We start from the raw sequence: 19,209 nt of genomic DNA, 5'->3' as shown, positions 1-19,209 counted from the left end.
ATGAAATATAAATATCAAAAATAAAAAGGGGATTACAAACATGAAGAAATTTTTATTATTATTAGCTACTGCTTTTCTTTTTGCATTATTAACAGCTTGTGGCGGTTCCGATGAAGGTGCAGAGGACAATGCAAATAGTGGGGAAGGTTCTGACGAAGAAAATACAGAAATCGTTGTTGGAGCATCAAGTGTTCCCCATGCTGAAATTTTAGAAAAAGCAAAACCGATCCTTGAGGAAAAAGGTATTACACTAAAAGTCGAAGAATACCAAGACTACATTTTACCAAATAAAGACTTGGATAGCGGCACGTTAGATGCAAATTACTTCCAACACCCACCATACTTGAAAGCACAGGAAGAAGAATTTGGCTATGATTTTGTGAACCTAGGTGGAGTTCATGTTGAACCGATGGCAATCTATTCAAAAAATATTAAAAGTGTAGACGACATTAAAGAAGGTACAGATGTTATTATCAGCCGTTCTGAACCAGACCACGGAAGAATTCTTTCCTTGTTTGAAGCAGCAGGACTTATTACCTTAAAAGAAGGAGTAGACAAAGCTAGCGCTACTCTTGAAGATATTGCAGAAAACCCGAAAAACTTAAACTTTTCACCAGATGCAAATGCGGAATTATTACCACAAATGTATGAAAAGGAACAAGATGCATTAGTAGCTATTAACGGAAACTATGCGATTGAAGCTGGCTTATCTCCTGTAGATGACTCTATCTTCCATGAAGGAGAAGATACACCGTTTCCAAACGTTGTTGTCACTCGTTCTGAAGATAAAGATAGTGAAGCCTTGAAAACATTAGTGGAAGTATTACAATCAGATGAAATTCAAACATTCATTGAAGAAGAATACAAAGGTGAAATTGTACCTGCACCAACCTCTGGTGAGTAATAGAGGCTAAAACAGAGAAACAGCTCTTATTTGTACACAGAATAGAGCTGTTTCTTTTTCATTCCTTGACATCCTTCCACAATGTTTGTGAGATGTTTTAACAAGTTTTGTGTAAGGTAAAACATTGGTGTTACACTATGAAGTGAGTTCAAAAGAGAGCGAAAAGCGATTTTTCGGACCTTTTTGAACTATGATGGAAAATAAACGAAGGGACGGATTTATTATTAGTGACAATGGTTTAGACTTAACTTATACCTCCGACATGGAGAAAGCGATGCATCAAGCGCATGGAATTGGATATGCGGAGTATGCATCTGACATTGACAAAATCATTGAAGTTGAACAAAAGAGAGAGTTAAGTCACCAAAAAAACCACAAGATGGTCGCGGAATTAAACAAACAGGTTCATAAATAAATATACATTAGATTTATTATAAATAAAAACCCTGTACCACATATTGGTGCAGGGTTTTTATGGATGTAAAAAAAGAATAAGGTGAAAATAAAAAATATGAGAAATGTGTTATGATATATAATATAGAAGAAAGTAGGAGTTATTTCTGTAAAGAAGTATATTTTCTGTCGAGATGGGTAGTCAATTGTACTCTAAATTGTTGATAATAGATTCGAAATGATATAAGATTGTAATGAGAATAAAGTGAGAATGGAAGTATTTATCCATGTCTACAAATTATTTTAAAATAAAAGGCTAACTGGAGGTATTTGGTATGGCAGGATCAACTTTAGAAATTAAAGATCTTCACGTGTCAATTGAAGATAAGGAAATTTTAAAAGGGGTAAACCTAACAATTAAAGGTGGAGAATTCCACGCGGTTATGGGCCCGAATGGTACAGGTAAATCGACATTAGCATCCGCTATTATGGGTCACCCTAAATATGAAATTACACAAGGTTCCATCTTAATGGATGGTGAAGACGTATTAGAAATGGAAGTAGATGAAAGAGCACAAGCTGGATTATTCCTTGCGATGCAATATCCAAGTGAAATTAGCGGTGTAACCAACTCTGATTTCCTACGTTCTTCTATTAATGCACATCGTGAAGAAGGCGATGAAATTCCATTGATGAAGTTCATTAAAGAAATGGATGAAGCGATGGATTATTTGGATATGGACAAGAATATGGCTCAACGTTACTTGAACGAAGGATTCTCCGGCGGGGAAAAGAAACGTAACGAAATTCTTCAACTTATGATGATTAAGCCTGCGATTGCTATTTTAGACGAAATTGATTCTGGTCTTGATATTGATGCTTTAAAAGTTGTTTCTAAAGGAATCAACAAATTGCGTAATGAAAACTTCGGTTGTCTTATGATTACGCACTATCAACGTCTATTGAACTATATCACTCCAGACAAAGTACACGTAATGATGCAAGGTCGTGTCGTGAAATCTGGTGGTCCTGAACTAGCTCAACGATTAGAAGCTGAAGGATATGACTGGATTAAACAAGAGCTTGGTATTACAGATGAGGAAACAGTAGAACAAAACGCGTAATAGTTAGGAGGGATAAGAATGACTGTGGAAACGAAGCTACCTTATGAAAAAGACTATGTAAGTCAATTTTCTGCAAAACACAACGAACCGGAATGGTTAAAGTCTTTGCGCCTTCAAGCCCTTGAAATGGCGGAACGCTTAGAAATGCCAAAACCGGATAAAACAAACATTACGAAATGGAATTTTAGTCAATTCAAACACGATTCTGAAGGAAAAGAACTTATTTCTCTTCAAGAACTTCCTGAGGAAATAAAAGTGTTTATTGACTTAGAAAAAGAAAATCAAAACCTTGTTCTTCAACGTAACCATACTGTTGCATTTGCATCTCTTGATCCGGCTTTAAAAGAAAAAGGTGTCATTTTGACTGACATTTTTACTGCTGTTCAAGAGCATGGAGAACTAGTGCAACGTTACTTTATGAAGGATGCAGTATCTGTTGATGAGCACAAACTTACGGCTCTTCATGCTGCTCTATTAAACGGTGGAGTATTTGTTTATGTACCAAAAAATGTTGTAGTTGAAGAACCTTTACAATCAATTTTCTGGCAAGAAGATAAAGACGCATCACTATTTAACCATGTGATTGTTGTAGCAGATGAGAACAGTTCTGTAACGTATGTTGAAAACTATGTATCAACGAGTAAAGACACAGAATCAGTAGCGAACATTGTAACAGAAGTTATCGCACACGATAATGCCCAAATCTCTTTTGGTGCGGTGGATAACCTTGATGCCGGTACGACAGCTTATGTGAATCGCCGTGGTGTAGCGTATCGAGATGCTTCCATCGAGTGGGCGCTTGGCCAAATGAATGATGGAAATACCGTATCTGAAAACGTGACGAACTTAATTGGAGATAACTCTCGATCAAATGCGAAAACCGTAACGGTTGGTCGTGGAACACAAACGCAAAACTTCACGGCAAAAATTGTTCACTACGGACTAAATTCTGATGGATTTATCCTTCAGCACGGGGTAATGAAGGATCATGCCTCTTCTGTATTTAATGGAATTGGTAAAATCGAACACGGTGCTTCTAAGTCCAATGCAGAGCAAGAATCTCGTGTGCTTATGCTAAGTAAAGATGCTCGTGGGGATGCCAATCCAATTCTTTTAATTGATGAAGATGATGTAACGGCAGGTCACGCTGCTTCTGTAGGTCGAGTAGACCCGATTCAATTATATTATTTAATGAGTCGTGGTATTGCAAAAAAAGAAGCAGAACGTCTTATTATTCATGGTTTCTTAGCACCAGTAGTAAACCAAATGCCAATCGAGGCCGTTAAAGAACAGTTGACAGAAGTTATTGAAAGGAAAGTGTACTAATGGACTTTCATGCCATTAGAGAACAGTTTCCGATTCTACAGCAAGAAGTGAATGGACACCCGCTCGTGTACTTAGATTCTGCGGCTACTTCTCAAAAACCTATATCCGTTATTGAGGCTGTTGAGAATTATTACAAGCAGAACAATTCTAATGTGCACCGAGGGGTTCACACTCTTGGCAATCGTGCTACTGATCACTATGAAGGTGCTCGTGAAAAAGTTCGTAACTTTATCAACGCAGCGAGTACAAAAGAAACCATCTTTACAAGAGGGACAACGACGTCTATCAACACTATTGCTTACAGCTATGCTAGAGCTAATTTAAGTGAAGGGGATGAAGTAGTCATCACCTATATGGAGCATCATAGTAACATTATTCCATGGCAACAGGCTGTAAAAGCAACAGGGGCGACGCTAAAATATATTCCTATGCAAGAAGATGGTACGATTCGATTAGAAGACGTTCGTGAAACGATAACGTCAAACACAAAAATTGTTTCTATGATGCATGTTTCTAATGTGTTAGGTTCTGTAAATCCAATCAAAGAAGTAGCAGCCATTGCTCATGAACATGGTGCCATCATGGTTGTAGACGGCGCTCAAAGTGTTCCACACATGAAAGTCGATGTTCAAGATTTGGATTGCGACTTTTACGCTTTTTCAGGGCACAAAATGTGTGGACCAACAGGAATCGGTGTCCTTTATGGAAAACAACATCTATTAGAAGAAATGGAGCCAGTCGAATTCGGTGGCGAGATGATTGATTTCGTTCATTTGTATGAATCGACTTGGAAAGAGCTTCCGTGGAAATTTGAAGGTGGCACACCAATCATTGCAGGAGCAATTGGTTTAGGAGCTGCTATCGATTTCTTAACGGAAATTGGTCTTGATAAGATTTATGAGCATGAAACACAATTAGCTCATTATGCAATGAAGCAATTACGTGAATTAGATGGTGTTACGATTTACGGTCCGGAAAAGAGAGCTGGGCTCGTTACATTTAATCTTTCTGATGTTCATCCACATGACACAGCAACCGTATTAGATGCGGAAGGAATAGCCGTTCGGGCGGGGCACCATTGTGCTCAACCATTAATGAAGTGGCTGGACGTAACAGCTACAGCACGTGCTAGTTTCTACCTATACAATACGGAAAGTGATGTAGATCGCCTTGTAGAGGGACTGAAGAGAACAAAGGAGTATTTCGGTGATGTCTTTTGATAACCTTGATACACTCTACCGTCAAGTGATTATGGACCATTATAAAAATCCTCGTAATCGAGGATCGTTAGAAAATGAATCAATGACAATTGACATGAATAATCCAACCTGTGGAGATCGGATTCAGCTTCATCTTCAAGTAAAGGATGGGGTAGTCGAAAATGCGAAGTTTGAAGGGGAAGGTTGTTCCATTAGCTTATCTTCCGCATCGATGATGACCCAAGCGATTAAAGGGAAGAGTGTAGACTCGGCATTAAAGATGTCTAATGTTTTTTCTGACATGATGCTTGGAAAAGAAATCGACCCAGGAGATTTGGATTTAGGAGATATTGAAGCATTACAAGGAGTTTCTAAGTTTCCGGCGAGAATTAAATGTGCGACGCTTGCTTGGAAAGCAATGGAAAAAGGAGTAGCGAGCGAACAGTAACTTGTTACGTGCTATAATGAAGCAGTATAACCTATAAGGAGGTTTTTTGAATGGCCAAGAAAGCACCTGAAATTGGTGAATATAAATATGGTTTCCATGATCGAGATGTTTCGATCTTCCGTACGGAAAAAGGATTAACCAAGGCTGTTGTGGAACAAATTTCAAAAATGAAAGAAGAGCCACAATGGATGTTAGATTATCGATTAAAAGCCCTAGAGCAATTTTATAAAAAACCGATGCCACAATGGGGTGGCGATCTGTCGGAACTTGATTTCGATGAAATTACGTATTACGTAAAACCTTCTGAACGTTCCGAGCGCTCTTGGGATGAAGTGCCTGAAGAAATCAAGAATACGTTTGATAAACTAGGTATTCCTGAAGCAGAACAAAAATACCTTGCGGGTGTATCTGCTCAGTATGAATCTGAGGTAGTGTACCACAGCTTACAGGAAGACCTAGAAAAAATGGGAATTGTATTCAAAGATACGGATACAGCACTGAAAGAAAACGAAGATCTTTTCAAAGAATACTTCGGAAAAGTGATCCCATCTTCTGACAATAAATTCGCTGCATTGAACTCAGCAGTATGGTCTGGTGGATCGTTTATCTACGTTCCAAAGGGCGTAAAAACAGATACTCCATTACAAGCATACTTCCGTATTAACTCGGAAAATATGGGACAATTTGAACGTACCTTAATCATCGTAGATGAAGGTGCATCGGTACACTACGTAGAAGGTTGTACAGCACCAGTTTACTCAACGAACTCTCTACACAGTGCGGTCGTAGAAATCTTTGTTAAGAAAGATGCGTATTGCCGTTACACAACGATTCAAAACTGGGCAAACAACGTTTACAACTTAGTTACAAAACGTGCCATCTGTGATGAAAATGCAACGATGGAATGGATTGATGGAAACATCGGTTCTAAATTAACGATGAAATATCCTGCTGTTATTTTGAAAGGTCAAGGATCTCGTGGGATGACACTTTCCATCGCACTTGCTGGAAAAGGTCAACACCAAGATGCTGGAGCTAAAATGCACCACCTGGCACCAAATACTTCTTCGACAATCGTGTCTAAGTCTATTTCGAAACAAGGTGGGAAAGTTTCCTACCGTGGTATCGTTCACTTCGGACGTAAAGCGGACGGAGCTCGTGCAAACATCGAATGTGATACGCTCATTATGGATAACAAATCAACTTCTGATACGATTCCTTACAATGAAATCTTCAACGAGAATATCTCGCTTGAGCACGAAGCGAAGGTTTCTAAAGTATCTGAAGAGCAACTATTCTATCTCATGAGTAGAGGAATCTCAGAAGAAGAAGCGACAGAAATGATCGTAATGGGATTCATCGAACCATTTACAAAAGAATTACCGATGGAATATGCGGTTGAGATGAACCGACTTATCAAGTTCGAAATGGAAGGCAGTATAGGATAATTTACGATTAACCCTTGTTTATCAAGGGTTTTTCTTTTTTTGCACGTGCAAAGTTCGGTTCGTGCAAAGTTGAAATGATTTTTACGTTATTTAATAAAAAAGTAATGCAAAAATTGAGATGATGCACATTCGTTTTATTACACGACATAAATAAAAATATATGGAGGATAGTTATGTGGATAATATTTGGGGTTATTGCAATAGTAACAACTTTTATAAATCTTTATATGTATATAGCAGGAAAGGATTATAGGCTTGCTATGGCGTTAGGATTATCATTTACAGCATTAACACTTTGTGCAGAATACAGTCTTGTATCGGAGTGGGTAAAAAAGGAAGATTGGTCCCTTTTAGGGGAAGTACCTAATTATGGAAGGGTATTATGGTTTTTGACAATTGCTTCTATCTTACTAAATATCGCACCTATACTTTTAGAACGAAAAGGTAAGAAATAATTACTTATTGTCACATCATTTATATAATATGCAATTATTGTATAAGTCTTATGTATAACTATCGGATGCATTACTTCAATATTGATTTTATCATTAAGTGTGGAATAGAAGGCGAACTTCAAAAGTTCGTTTTCTTTTCTTCTTATCAAGATAAGGTATCTACTGTTGCTTGGATGAGTATTCGCCCAAGCCCATTTGATACCATTTTAAGGATTTCGTTTGATTCAAGCAGTTGAACAGCATATGTATATCTGATCGTATTAAGCAAAGAGGAAGGTCAATTTTTACACGAAGCCAATAGAGGAGTCTTCAACTAAAAAACTAACCGACATATTGAAGTATTAACTGATATAGTGCTATGGAAAACCCTAAAAAACTTGCTTTCATTTTAGATGGATGGTTTCTTTCATTTCGAAATAAGTATAGGAAAACGACTATAAATCCTAATGGAACCCATAATTGAAAGACACCTTCGCTTGTACTATGAGAAAAAATGGGTGTTATATAAGTGCTAATCAAGAAGTAAAAGAAAAGCGTAAACCGACGTTCCTCTAATTGCTTGCTCCACCTGACTAACAAGTAAATAACAATGATTGCAATAATCGTAATGTGTATAGGGGGTAGAACAATAGCACCGCCTTCAAAATTGAATTTCATTCTGTTGCCCTCCTTTTTTACATGGGGAAATGGTGAAAATGTACTTAAATTAGATATAGGGTAGTGTGGTAGTGTTAATAATTCAATAATACATATAAAATGACGCAAAAATATATAGTAAATTGAAAGAATTTACAGTTCCCATTCTATCTAGTCATCATTTAAATTCTATAAAATGGTTTCTTTTAGACACTTGCTAAATGCGAATTCCAACACATTATGTATATTTCGCATCTTCCCTCATAGAGAACACCTTCATATATTTGGATATAACACTGTATAGTGGCATAAAGAGAAGGTTCACTGTACAATAAAATCAGATTGGTAAGTTTGGATGTGAACATAATTGGTTTTTTTGTTATCGTTATTCATTGGTTTTTTAGCAGCATTTATAGGTAGTTTAGTTGGCCTAGGTGGAGGAACCATTCTCATCCCGAGCTTACTTCTATTGAATCAATATGTAGATGCTTATAAATGGGCAACTCCGCAAGCTGTTGTAGGCTTATCGCTTATCGTAATGGTATTTACAGCGGGATCGTCTAGTTATTCTTACATAAAAAATAAGCGTGTTGATGTGAAAAGTGGATTTATCTTTCTAGCAGGTGTTGTTCCAGGTGGAATATTAGGAGCTTGGATTAATCAATTCTTCGGGGATGATAAATTTTCTCTTTACTTTGGAATATTGATGTTTGTCACATTCGGACTTATGTCTTTAAAGAATAAAGAAAAAAATGTTCGAGAAAAAGCAGAGTCAAAGTGGATTGTTCACACTTCGAAGAAATTAGGGGAAGAGACATACATCTATTCTTACCCTTGGTTACTAGCTATACTCATTACATTTATCGTCGGTATGATTTCCGGTGCATTCGGAATTGGTGGGGGTTCGATGCTCGTACCAGCAATGATGTTGTTGTTCGGGTTCCCCTCACACGTTGCTACCGCAACATCGATGTTTTTAATTTTATTCTTAAGTATGGGTAGCACCATAGCACACGGTGTTCTAGGACATATTCCATGGCAATATGTCGCATTTTTCATTCCAGGTTCTTTACTTGGAGGATTGACAGGGGCAGCAGTGAATCAGCGAATAAAAGGGCAAACCGTCGAATTGATTCTTCGGATTGTTTTACTCATAATTGGAGTTCGACTAATTTGGCAAGCTATTGGTTAAGGAGTCGTTGCTTATATGGAAGAAAAAATATTTTTGTACTATACAAACGATCTACATAGCCACTTTGATAACTGGCCAAAAATCATGAGCTATTTAAATAAACAGAAAGAAGTAAGAGAACGTGAAGAGCAGTCGTATTGGCTGTTTGATATAGGAGATCATATGGACCGCTCAGCGCCAATTTCGGAAGCTCTGCTAGGGAAAGGAAATGTTGACCTCTTAAATCGTGCCCAATTTGATTTTGCAACTATCGGTAACAATGAAGGGATTACATTAGATCATCAACAACTAACCGAGCTTTACCAGGATGCTCAGTTTCAATTACTTTGTGCAAATCTTACAAGTAAAAAAGGGAAAGGCCCAGACTGGTTAAAGGCGACCCAAACTGTTCAAACAAAATCAGGAACAACGATTAGTGTAATTGGTCTAACTACTCCTTATACGAATTTCTATAATTTGTTAGGTTGGGATATTAGGTCTCCTTATGACACGTTAGAAGAGTTCATCCCTATATTGAAGAAAAACTCAGATATCATTGTGCTCATGTCTCACCTAGGTCTAAGTGAGGATCAAGAAATCGCTCGGCGTTTTCCAGAGATAGATGTGATTATGGGTGGGCATACCCATCACCTTTTAAAAAATGGAGAAAATCTTCATAATACGCTACTAACGGCAGCAGGCAAGCATGGATATTATGTGGGAGAGGTTTATTTAGTTTGGGACCACTGCGAGAAAAAGCTTAAACAAAAACAAGCTTTTGTTACGCGCGTGGGAGATCTTGATGACGATGTAGAAGCAAGGGACACCATTCTTCAATTAGACGAAAAAGCATCGGGTCTTTTGGGGAAAGAAATTGTGGACTTGTCCCATCCATTAGAAGTCGATTGGTATAAAGAGACCCCGTTCATGCAGGATTTCGTTTCAACCCTACAAAAATGGACAGATGCAGATATTGCTTTTTTAAATGCAGGAATATTGATAGAAGGATTGGAGAAAGGATCTGTCACGTATGCGGATGTCCATCGTATTTGTCCACATCCGATGAATCCATGTGTTGTAACATTAAAGGGTAAAGAGATTGTGGAAGTAGTACGAGGGGCCCTTACAAAAGCATTTATGGATCTTCAGTTGAAAGGACTAGGCTTTCGTGGCAAAGTGCTAGGAAGAATGGTTTTCTCCGGATTAAAAGTTCAAACAGAGCGGTTAGACAATGGGGACGAACACGTTATAGAAGTTATGTTTCGTGGTAAACCAATCGATAAGGAACAAACGTATAAAATTGCAACTGCAGACACATTCACGTTTGGCAAGTTATTACCCGAAATAACAAGGTCGGAAGAAAAACACTACTATCTCCCAGAGCTGTTACGGGATTTACTAGTGGAATGCTTAGAAAAAAATTATAAAAAATGATAGTCACACCCTTCTCTTTTCTCCATATATTGAAAGGAGAAGGGAGTTGATGGAAAGATGTTTTCCGTGAAACCGATTTTCATTGAAGGCGTTCCTTTCACAGCTATTAGAGTAGAAATTCCGCAAACGAACCTTTTAGTTGTGTCCAATGAAGTAGGATACATTATGTGTGGGGCATTGGATGTTGATTTATTAAATGATAAGTTAGCCGATCGTAAAATTATAGCGGCACGTGCACGTGGTGTTAAAACAATCGATGAGCTGCTTGAAGCCCCTTTAGATAAAGTGACCTTAGAAGCAGAGAACAAAGGCTGGAAACCAGGAATGGTTGGAAAAGAAGCTTTGTTAAAAATAGCTGATCCAAAAGAATAAAACGGTTTGAAATGGGACTATCCTGTAATGAAGGGTAGTCCCTCTTATGTTTCCTATAGGTGATGGATATTATTACATAAAGCGCAAAGAATAATGATAGATAATTGCTTTGTTTTCTGATACTATTAAGGGAAAAGATGTCGAATGATGTAGTAGTTAGGAGAAAGATATGAGACTAGTAGCTACAAGAACAATCGAACCGGGGACAATGCTTGCGAAACCGATTTACACGGACCGTCGCAAAGTGTTGATTCAGAAGGAAATTAAGCTAACCAAGAATATGCTTAAACGATTGCTACAATTAGGAATAACATATGTGTATATTCATGATGAATATACGAAAGATATACTAGTGAGTTCGCCGGTTTCGGATGAGCTACGTATAGATGCCGTAAATACAATTAAACAGTCTTTTACACGTTTTCAAAAGGAAGGGTTTGTAGAAGGTTCCTACATATTTGAACAAACAGGAAAACAAATGTCTGGAATGGTTCAAAATTTGTTAAAGGAAATGCAAGGTAAAGATGAAGTATTATCCATTCTTTCGGATATACTAATAACAGATGATTATGTTTTCTCCCATTCATTAAATGTCACAATTTATTCTCTCGCGCTTGCAACAGAGTTGGGATTACCACAACGCAAGCTAGAGGAAATTGGATTAGGCGCCATGCTTCATGACGTTGGGAAAATGTTTATCCCTGATGAAATTCTACAAAAAGAAGATAAACTGACAGATTATGAGTTTGAAGTGATTAAACATCATACGGATGAAGGATTTAACTTCCTAAGAAAATCACAAAACATCCCACTTCTCGTTGCGCATTGTGCCTATCAACATCATGAACGATTAAATGGTAGTGGATATCCGAGAGGGCTTATTCAGGACGAAATTCATGAATATGCGAAAATTATCGGGATTGCGGACGTATTTGATGCCGTGACAAGCAACCGCATTTATCGGGATGCTATGCTTCCTCATGAAGGACTTGAAGTTTTGTATGCGGGAGTTGGAGAGCTCTTTGATAAAAATATGGTTGAGGCGTTCCGAAAAAGTATCGCGGTGTATCCAAATGGGTTAACGGTTGAATTAAATGATGGAAGAATTGGTGTAGTATCCAAACAAAACCCTACTGTTCCAGATCGGCCTATTATTCGAATTATTGAAGAAAATGGTGAAAGACTGGATCCACCTTATGAATTAGATTTGCTGAAACAATTAAACTTCGTAATCACATCTTGTGATACCACCTTTCCTAAAACGAGAGAAAATATAAATAACAAATAATTCTAAGCCCTCTTTGAGATGCATATCTTGTCTCAAAGGGGGTATTTGTATGCGCGGAAAATTTAGATTCAAAAGAAGACTATCTCCACCTCCAATTAAAAATATTTGGGTTGTAACGTTTATTGTGTTTTTGATATTTACTTTAGGAAGCTTTTTAATCGTTAATAAAGGAATTAAACCAATTTTCTTGGAGATTGCGGATAACAAAACAAAGCAATTAGCTAATTACGCAATGGGGATTGCTATAAATAAGAAATTAAATGATGACTTGAATTTAGCTGATTATTTGGAAGTAGAAACAGATGAAAACGGTAATGTCGTAAGCTATCAGATGAACACGGCCGTGGAAAATAGAGTACAGCGAAATATTCAAAATCGAGTAGAAAATTTCTTGAAGCTGTTAGAAGAAGGAAAAGTAATTGGGAAAGAGGAGCTCCCGCTTGATGTAGAAGTAGATCCAGAATCAGAAAAAGGGCAAAATATGGAGTCCGTACAGAGTGATCCTACACTTGTAGAAATTCCACTCGGCGTTATAACTGGAATTCCATTGTTAGCTAATTTTGGACCGAAAATTCCAGTGGATATCAGGTTTATTGGGTTTGTTAGTACAGAAATGGAGACAAGAATTGAAGGCCTAAATATTAATAACCTATACTATGAGTCGGAAGTCCATATCGTAGTGGAACTAGAAACCATTATCCCTTTTGGCACGGATTCAGTCATGATTGAGCAAACTATTCCAGTCGGACGTGGTGGGGTTATGGGAGATGTACCAGAGTATTATAACTCAGGTGGTGAAAGCGGAAGTGGAAGTGGTGATTTGTCCATTCCGATAGATCCTTTGCAATAAATAGTCGAAGCTTGTATAATGTGAAAAGAAATGAATAAAACCTTATCTGATCGGTGAGGTAGAGGTGCAAATAGCAAAAGTAGCTCGTGCGAGGATGACAACGAAGAACACGAGGGAAAGGGCTATTTGCCGAAGTATAAGCTTTTGTCATAAGGTTTATATTGGTATTTGCTTCGAATAGGGGAAATACTGTCATGGCTAACATGAAGAGCTACTGATCGTGATGGATGATAACATAATGTGCTTTTGAAAAAGGCAGAGATAGGTTATTTTCTATCCCTGTCTTTTTTTCTTTTTTTAGCCAAATTCAGCCTCGCTGCAGAAGGATATTCATCAAGAACATACAACAACGAATCAAGCAAATGCTTGAAAAAGGAGGGTAATAGGAATATGGAAGGTACGATTTATTCCTTAATTCCAGCACTCATTATGCTGGTTCTTGTTTTATTAACAAGAAAAGTATTGCTATCCCTAGGTGTAGGGATCATTGTTGGAGCATTTCTCATTCAGGATGGTCATATATGGAGCTCCTTAAAAGAAATATGGCTCATCTTCTACGGCATTTTTATCGTGGATGGTGAACCAGAGCTCGGGAGTATTTATATGTTAGCTTTTCTCCTATTGTTAGGGGTAACGACTTCTTTTATGACGGCATCTGGTGGAAGCAGAGCCTTCGGAGAGTGGGCAATTAACAAGGTTCGCACTCGTAAAGGGGCACAAGCAGTTCCAGCGTATTTAGGTATTTTAATTTTTATTGATGATTACTTTAATAGTCTTGCAGTCGGACAAATTGCTCGACCGGTAACGGACCGATATAAAGTGTCACGTGCTAAGCTCGCCTATTTTATTGATTCTACCTCAGCTCCGGTTACGGTTATCTCACCTATATCGAGTTGGGGCGCTTATATCATCGGGACGATTGGAACGATTTTAGCAGCTAATAACATTGCCGAATATCAACCAATCGAAGCTTTTGTTGGAATGATTCCATTTAATTTTTATGCGTTAGCTTGTTTAGTACTCGTCTTTTTAGTTGTTTATTTAAAAGTGGATATCGGACCAATGAAACAACATGAACAGCGCGCCATCGATACAGGTGAACTGTATAATACAGAAAAAGGAGATATTCCTGGAGATTTAACGTCTGCTTTTTCAAAAGAAGCTAAGGGTGGAATGGCTAATTTGTTAGTGCCGATTCTGACATTAGTTTTAGGAACAGTTGGTGCAATGATTGTAACTGGTATTCGAGCAAGTGAAGCTCCAGTTGGAATTTTAGATATATTCAGCAACACAAATGTGAACTTATCCTTGTTTATTGGTGGGGTGCTTGCCGTAGCACTTGCTTGGATCTTGTATGCGATGCAATCCGGGAACAAGCCAAATAGTTTTCATGTAATTATAGAAGGATTGAAATCCATGTTACCGGCTATTTATATATTAATCCTTGCATGGATGATTGGGGCGGTTATTGATACACTAGCAACTGGTCAATATTTAGCCGAAATCGTTATTCAATCTTCTATTAATCCGGAATACTTACCACTTTTACTTTTTGTTGTAGCGGGTATTATGGCATTTGCCACAGGAACGTCTTGGGGAACGTTTGGTATCATGTTACCAATTGCTGGTGAGCTTGCTGCTGTGACAGATGTATCGTTAGTTTTGCCAGCATTATCTGCTGTACTAGCTGGATCTGTATTTGGCGACCACTGTTCACCGATTTCAGACACGACGATCTTGTCTTCAACTGGTGCCGGTGCCAATCATATTGATCACGTAATGACACAGCTACCTTATGCATCTATCAGTGCTGGTGCAGCGGTAATTGGATACGCACTTTTTGCGTGGACTGGAACATTGCTTCTTTCTTTAACTCTGTCCATTTTGGCTGTTGTTATTTTTGCATTTATCGTTCATCGAAGATCTGCTTAAAATGGTGGAGGCTGGACAAAGTATTTAATCCTAATAAAATCCGAACTGTGTTTCGAATTCTATAGAATTCGAATTAGTTCGGGTTTTTCTTTTTAGAGTGTATTGTGTTTTGTTGCTAAGAATATATATACTCCGACGTAACGAAATAAGGACTCGTATATACTTTATCAAGTTGACTGCTAATGCGGCGCTGCGGAAAAATACTCGCTTTCCGTGGGGAACGCCTCAGCCTCCTCGCTCGCAAAGAACGCTCACTGTGGGGTCTTCAACTGTTCCTTTCCCACAGGAGTCTCGCATTTTTTCGCAGCTTAGTACGGAGTTCTTTTCAAGTCAGAGGTGTCTCTTGGTCTACTTATTTTATAGGTGTTAATAACCCACTATATTAGAAAATACCTACAAGCGAAGTATTCTGCCGAAGCGTGGCATTTAGGCTAAACTTGACTTTTTAGTAATTATCCAAAGATCGTTACATCGCATTTTCTATCAACTATGAATGAAAATCCGACCATTGAAAATTAAAGCTTCTTATCTTGTAAGTCTTCAGAGAGGGAAGTTATTGTTTTGTCCCATCCTTTTCCTTTGTTCATAATGAAGCACAGAGGACCTTGCTCTATGGTTTGTTAGGACATCAGTCAGGAAAAGGAATTATTTTCATTAGAAAACAGACCTGAAAATGCTTTACATAGGACAAAGGTCTAGTTATAATACATAAATATCAGAAAAAAATAAAAATTTGAAACATTCTCTATCTATACCTCACATAAACGTATAGAAAGAGGAATTCAATACTGATAAGGGAGGAACAATTTTATGGAAAACCGTTCACAATGGGGAACTCGTATAGGTTTTCTTATGGCGGCGATGGGTTCAGCCATCGGTCTAGGAAACATCTGGCGCTTTCCTGCAACAGCTTATGAAAACGGTGGAGGTGCCTTTTTCTTACCATACTTATTTGCACTTCTAACCGCGGGTATTCCACTACTTATTATGGAATACACGATTGGGCATAAGTTTCGTGGATCCGCTCCAAGATCTTATAGCAAAATGAGCAAAGGTCTGGAATGGATTGGTTGGTGGCAAGTTGCGGTATCATTCGTTATTTCTGCTTATTATCCAATTATTATTGCTTGGGCTATTATGTATGCTTATTTTTCTATTGGACAGCAGTGGGGTGACGATCCAACGGCATTCTTCGTGGGAGATTATCTACAGCTAGCAGATCCAGGAGTATTCGGGTCTTTAGTACCTTCTGTTTTATTCCCACTAATTGCGGTTTGGGCAATCGTATTTTTTGTCTTAGGACGCGGGATTAAGAAAGGAATTGAGGTCGCGAACAGAATTTTCATTCCTGCTCTTATCGTGCTATTTCTAATTATAGTAGTTCGTGCTCTTACACTTCCAGGAGCACTAGACGGATTGGATGCCTTCTTTAAACCTGACTGGTCGAGAATTTTAGATGGTCAGGTATGGGTAGCAGCATACGGACAAATTTTCTTTAGTTTATCTATCGCTTTTGCGATCATGATTACGTATGCATCTTATTTGCCGAAAAAGTCCGATATTACAAACAATGCCTTTATTACAGGTTTTGCGAACTCTTCTTTTGAATTATTAGCTGGGATAGGGGTATTTGCAGCACTAGGATTTATGGCTTTCCAAAGTGGGGTGCAAGTTGATGAAGTAGTAGAAAGTGGAGTAGGGCTAGCCTTTATGGTATTCCCGGAAATCATTAGCCAAATGCCTGCATCTGGATTCTTTGGCGCACTATTCTTCCTATCTCTAGTGCTTGCAGGGTTATCTTCCCTGATTTCCATCTCGGAAACATATGTGGCTGCTCTTCAGGAGAAGTTTAATATTTCCCGTGGCAAATCCATACTTATAGGTGGGGGACTTGCTGCAGTTGCTTCCTTGTTCTTTGCAACACAAGGAGGACTCAATCTGTTAGATACGGTGGACCATTTCATTAATAACTATGGCGTTGCTTTAGCCGGATTGTTTGAAGTAGTAGCCGTAGCTTGGTTCGTTAGATCACTTCGCGAGTTCCAAAACCATGCGGATGGAATTTCTGACATCAAGCTAGGCTCTTGGTGGAGACTATGTATCGGTGTCATCACTCCAATTGTATTAGGACTTATGATGCTACAAAACTTGAAAGCAGAAATTACGTCCTTTTATGGAGAATACCCGGTTGAATTCTTGTTCAATTATGGATGGGTTGTAGCAATAGGAGCGATGTTTGCAGGAGCGTTATTAACATTGAAAAAATGGCCGAAACAAGCTGAGGAAGCTTCTAAGTCAGAGGATCAGGAGGTGGCAAAATAATGTCAGCTAGTGCGATTACAATGGCTGTTATTGGGATTGTCATCATTTGGGGAGGACTTGCAGCAAGCATAAGGCATGCTGTGAAAGTTGCTAAAAAATCATAAATCATTATGAAGGAGCTTGGATCATTCCAAGCTCCTTTTTTACTTATTGCTTTTGGCTCTTTTTTCCCATCTTTTTAAATATGGATAGGGATCAAAGGACCATTCACTGTGACCATTGTCTTGATACATTCCATAGTGTAAATGGGGAGGGAATTTTCCTGAAGTACCTGGAGGCCCATAGCCGGTTGCTCCTACGGATCCGATAACATCTCCTGGCTTAACAATATCCCCAACTTTTAAACCATCCTCGAAGCCATTTAAATGCGCAAAATAGTGGTATCGGTTGTAAATATCACGGATACCGATGCGCCAGCCACCGTAACGGTTCCATCCCATTATCTCAATTACTCCATACGTTGTAGATTTAACGGGAACTCCATAATTGGCAAAGATGTCGGTGCCTTCGTGTATTCTTCTTCCTCCAAAACCACGGGCATCTCCCCAAGTATTTTTGTAACTGTAATTAGCGGTTAATGGTAATGGAAAATCACTTTCATTTAAGGAAATGGTTCCGAACTTTTTATAGACTTTTGCTGTGTTCATAATCGTTTGGACGGTCAGTTCTCTTTGGTAATATTTCCATAATGCAATTTTGACATCTTGTTTCGTTTGACCGAAAGATGTAATGTAGCTAGCAAATGAAAACAAAATATCTTCATTCTGATCTCGTTCCGCTTTGTTGTCTCCATTCCCATCTTTCCCCATCCCATTAAACATAGAAATCCATTCCGGATTAGTGGACGGGGCTGGGTTCCCTATTCCGAACCACTTATTTTCAGGAATCGTAATGGAAATAAGTTCACTGACAGGCTCGTTTGTTACTTGTTCTTCATATTGATCAATAGCTGCTATGAAATACCAGGGAATTTGGGTAACAGCTTCTGTTTTCTTGTACATTGCCATTTTTAATTGATCTTTTTCTTCCTGTGTCTTTTCCTCTGCGGAAACTTGAGGCGATTGAAACACACAAATTAGAAGCGTAAAGACCAGGAGTACATTTTTCAACAAGGAAGTTCACCTCCTGCTTTCAAACTTAATACTTAGTGTGCGCTTCTCAAATGGAATAGATTTATGGAAATGTTATGTAAAGAGATGCCTAGAGACTCTCTAGACACCTCGATTGGACTATTCGTATTGCTCATGTTCCTTATCGTCTTTGTTTTGGTTTTTATTGATATACTCTTCTCCCTGAGGGGCCTGTTTCATGTCTTCAATAATGCTTTCAAGCGTTTTATCATAATCATCGCTTAAGGTCGAGGAATTTTGTAAGCTTTGGATATCCCGAAAGGATACCGGCTTATCTGACACGTAAACGTGGAAAAATCTAGGGATAACCGAATAGGCCGTTTGGCGAGCAATAGATGCTGCTTTTTCACGATCAACTTCGTCGGGCTGGCTATAGGCAATTAACACTTCGTCATCCGTAACAAGTGTGGCAACTTCTTCAAACCCATCATTCCGAAGAATTAGTCGTGAGATCGTATCCGCATATTGTTTGCGGTCCATTCGGACTACATTATTGTTTTCTTCATCCATATCAAGCTCCGCTTTGTTATAGCGAACATAACCAAGCTGTGAAGACATTTCTTGTTCCGGATCTAATTGAGTAGGTTGTTGAAATTCATTTAAGGATCCATCACCGTTTAAGGTTCTGTCTGGATTTTCTGCATTCTCTGAAGTTCCACAACCTGTTAAAACGATCCCCCCAAAAAGTATGGAAAAGACAAACATTTTCAGTTTCAATTGTCTCACCCTCCTTGTTATTTCTTCCCCATGTTTATTTTGAGGGAAGAAAGGAGGATT

General features: G+C 38.4%; 19 protein-coding genes and 1 riboswitch. Of the genes, 16 read left to right on the top strand and 3 right to left on the bottom strand.

What is annotated here, in order from left to right:
- The first annotated feature begins 40 nt into the window (after positions 1-40).
- From KO561_RS13700 to KO561_RS13665, 8 genes are all read left to right on the top strand, one after another.
- A complete protein-coding gene (locus tag KO561_RS13700; protein ID WP_231093836.1) occupies positions 41-904 on the top strand; it encodes a MetQ/NlpA family ABC transporter substrate-binding protein in 864 nt (287 codons plus the stop codon).
- Between the two features lie 190 nt (positions 905-1,094).
- Positions 1,095-1,319, top strand: coding sequence for a YuzK family famiily protein (locus tag KO561_RS13695; protein WP_231093835.1), 225 nt, complete (start codon positions 1,095-1,097; stop codon positions 1,317-1,319).
- Positions 1,320-1,632: 313 nt separating this feature from the next.
- On the top strand, positions 1,633-2,421 hold the full coding sequence (gene sufC / locus KO561_RS13690) for a Fe-S cluster assembly ATPase SufC (protein WP_231093834.1): 789 nt from the start codon (positions 1,633-1,635) through the stop codon (positions 2,419-2,421).
- 18 nt (positions 2,422-2,439) lie between these two features.
- Complete coding sequence (sufD, locus tag KO561_RS13685) at positions 2,440-3,747, top strand: Fe-S cluster assembly protein SufD (RefSeq protein WP_231093833.1); 1,308 nt, start codon at positions 2,440-2,442, stop codon at positions 3,745-3,747.
- Positions 3,747-4,967, top strand: coding sequence for a cysteine desulfurase (locus KO561_RS13680; RefSeq protein WP_231093832.1), 1,221 nt, complete (start codon positions 3,747-3,749; stop codon positions 4,965-4,967). The genes sufD and KO561_RS13680 overlap by 1 nt, the downstream gene beginning before the upstream one ends.
- Entirely contained in the window at positions 4,957-5,394 is a 438-nt protein-coding gene (gene sufU, locus KO561_RS13675; protein WP_231093831.1) for a Fe-S cluster assembly sulfur transfer protein SufU, read from the top strand. The genes KO561_RS13680 and sufU overlap by 11 nt, the downstream gene beginning before the upstream one ends.
- Positions 5,395-5,444: 50 nt before the next feature.
- A complete protein-coding gene (gene sufB / locus KO561_RS13670; protein ID WP_231093830.1) occupies positions 5,445-6,842 on the top strand; it encodes a Fe-S cluster assembly protein SufB in 1,398 nt (465 codons plus the stop codon).
- Positions 6,843-7,015: 173 nt separating this feature from the next.
- A complete protein-coding gene (locus KO561_RS13665; RefSeq protein WP_231093829.1) occupies positions 7,016-7,297 on the top strand; it encodes a hypothetical protein in 282 nt (93 codons plus the stop codon).
- A gap of 321 nt (positions 7,298-7,618) precedes the next feature.
- On the opposite strand, the gene KO561_RS13660 is transcribed toward KO561_RS13665, so the two are convergent.
- Positions 7,619-7,954 (bottom strand): hypothetical protein, encoded by a 336-nt coding sequence (locus KO561_RS13660; protein WP_231093828.1) that lies wholly within the window; start codon positions 7,952-7,954, stop codon positions 7,619-7,621.
- A 346-nt stretch (positions 7,955-8,300) separates the two neighbouring features.
- Between KO561_RS13660 and KO561_RS13655 the strand changes: the two genes are divergently transcribed.
- The 8 genes from KO561_RS13655 (at position 8,301) to KO561_RS13620 (ending at position 17,406) form a co-directional block, all read left to right on the top strand.
- A complete protein-coding gene (locus KO561_RS13655) occupies positions 8,301-9,125 on the top strand; it encodes a sulfite exporter TauE/SafE family protein (protein ID WP_231093827.1) in 825 nt (274 codons plus the stop codon).
- Between the two features lie 15 nt (positions 9,126-9,140).
- Positions 9,141-10,538 carry a bifunctional metallophosphatase/5'-nucleotidase gene (locus tag KO561_RS13650; protein WP_231093826.1) on the top strand — a complete coding sequence of 466 codons (1,398 nt, stop codon included), beginning with the start codon at positions 9,141-9,143 and terminating at the stop codon, positions 10,536-10,538.
- Positions 10,539-10,595: 57 nt separating this feature from the next.
- Entirely contained in the window at positions 10,596-10,910 is a 315-nt protein-coding gene (locus tag KO561_RS13645) for a YunC family protein (RefSeq protein ID WP_231093825.1), read from the top strand.
- Between the two features lie 169 nt (positions 10,911-11,079).
- Positions 11,080-12,198, top strand: a complete 1,119-nt coding sequence (locus tag KO561_RS13640; protein WP_231093824.1) for an HD-GYP domain-containing protein — start codon at positions 11,080-11,082, stop codon at positions 12,196-12,198.
- A gap of 49 nt (positions 12,199-12,247) precedes the next feature.
- Positions 12,248-13,048: a sporulation protein YunB gene (yunB, locus tag KO561_RS13635; protein WP_231093823.1), complete on the top strand. Its 801-nt coding sequence runs from the start codon at positions 12,248-12,250 to the stop codon at positions 13,046-13,048.
- Positions 13,049-13,099: 51 nt separating this feature from the next.
- Positions 13,100-13,270, top strand: a riboswitch (Lysine riboswitch).
- 168 nt (positions 13,271-13,438) lie between these two features.
- On the top strand, positions 13,439-14,980 hold the full coding sequence (locus KO561_RS13630; RefSeq protein ID WP_231093822.1) for a Na+/H+ antiporter NhaC family protein: 1,542 nt from the start codon (positions 13,439-13,441) through the stop codon (positions 14,978-14,980).
- 810 nt (positions 14,981-15,790) lie between these two features.
- Positions 15,791-17,302, top strand: coding sequence for a sodium-dependent transporter (locus tag KO561_RS13625; protein WP_231093821.1), 1,512 nt, complete (start codon positions 15,791-15,793; stop codon positions 17,300-17,302).
- A complete protein-coding gene (locus KO561_RS13620; RefSeq protein ID WP_231093820.1) occupies positions 17,302-17,406 on the top strand; it encodes a methionine/alanine import family NSS transporter small subunit in 105 nt (34 codons plus the stop codon). The genes KO561_RS13625 and KO561_RS13620 overlap by 1 nt, the downstream gene beginning before the upstream one ends.
- 39 nt (positions 17,407-17,445) lie before the next feature.
- Here the strand turns inward: KO561_RS13620 and KO561_RS13615 are convergent, their stop codons facing one another.
- Both KO561_RS13615 and KO561_RS13610 read right to left on the bottom strand, forming a co-directional pair.
- The gene (locus KO561_RS13615; protein WP_408004873.1) at positions 17,446-18,411 is read right to left on the bottom strand and encodes a M23 family metallopeptidase; all 966 of its coding nucleotides are present in this window, start codon (positions 18,409-18,411) and stop codon (positions 17,446-17,448) included.
- A gap of 120 nt (positions 18,412-18,531) precedes the next feature.
- A complete protein-coding gene (locus tag KO561_RS13610; RefSeq protein WP_231093819.1) occupies positions 18,532-19,149 on the bottom strand; it encodes a YhcN/YlaJ family sporulation lipoprotein in 618 nt (205 codons plus the stop codon).
- Positions 19,150-19,209: the final 60 nt, after the last annotated feature.

This window comes from Radiobacillus kanasensis, from assembly GCF_021049245.1.
Taxonomy (GTDB): Bacteria; Bacillota; Bacilli; order Bacillales; family Amphibacillaceae; genus Radiobacillus; species Radiobacillus kanasensis.
Note: the sequence above shows the minus strand (reverse complement) of the source record. Positions and strands in the feature narration are given on the sequence as shown.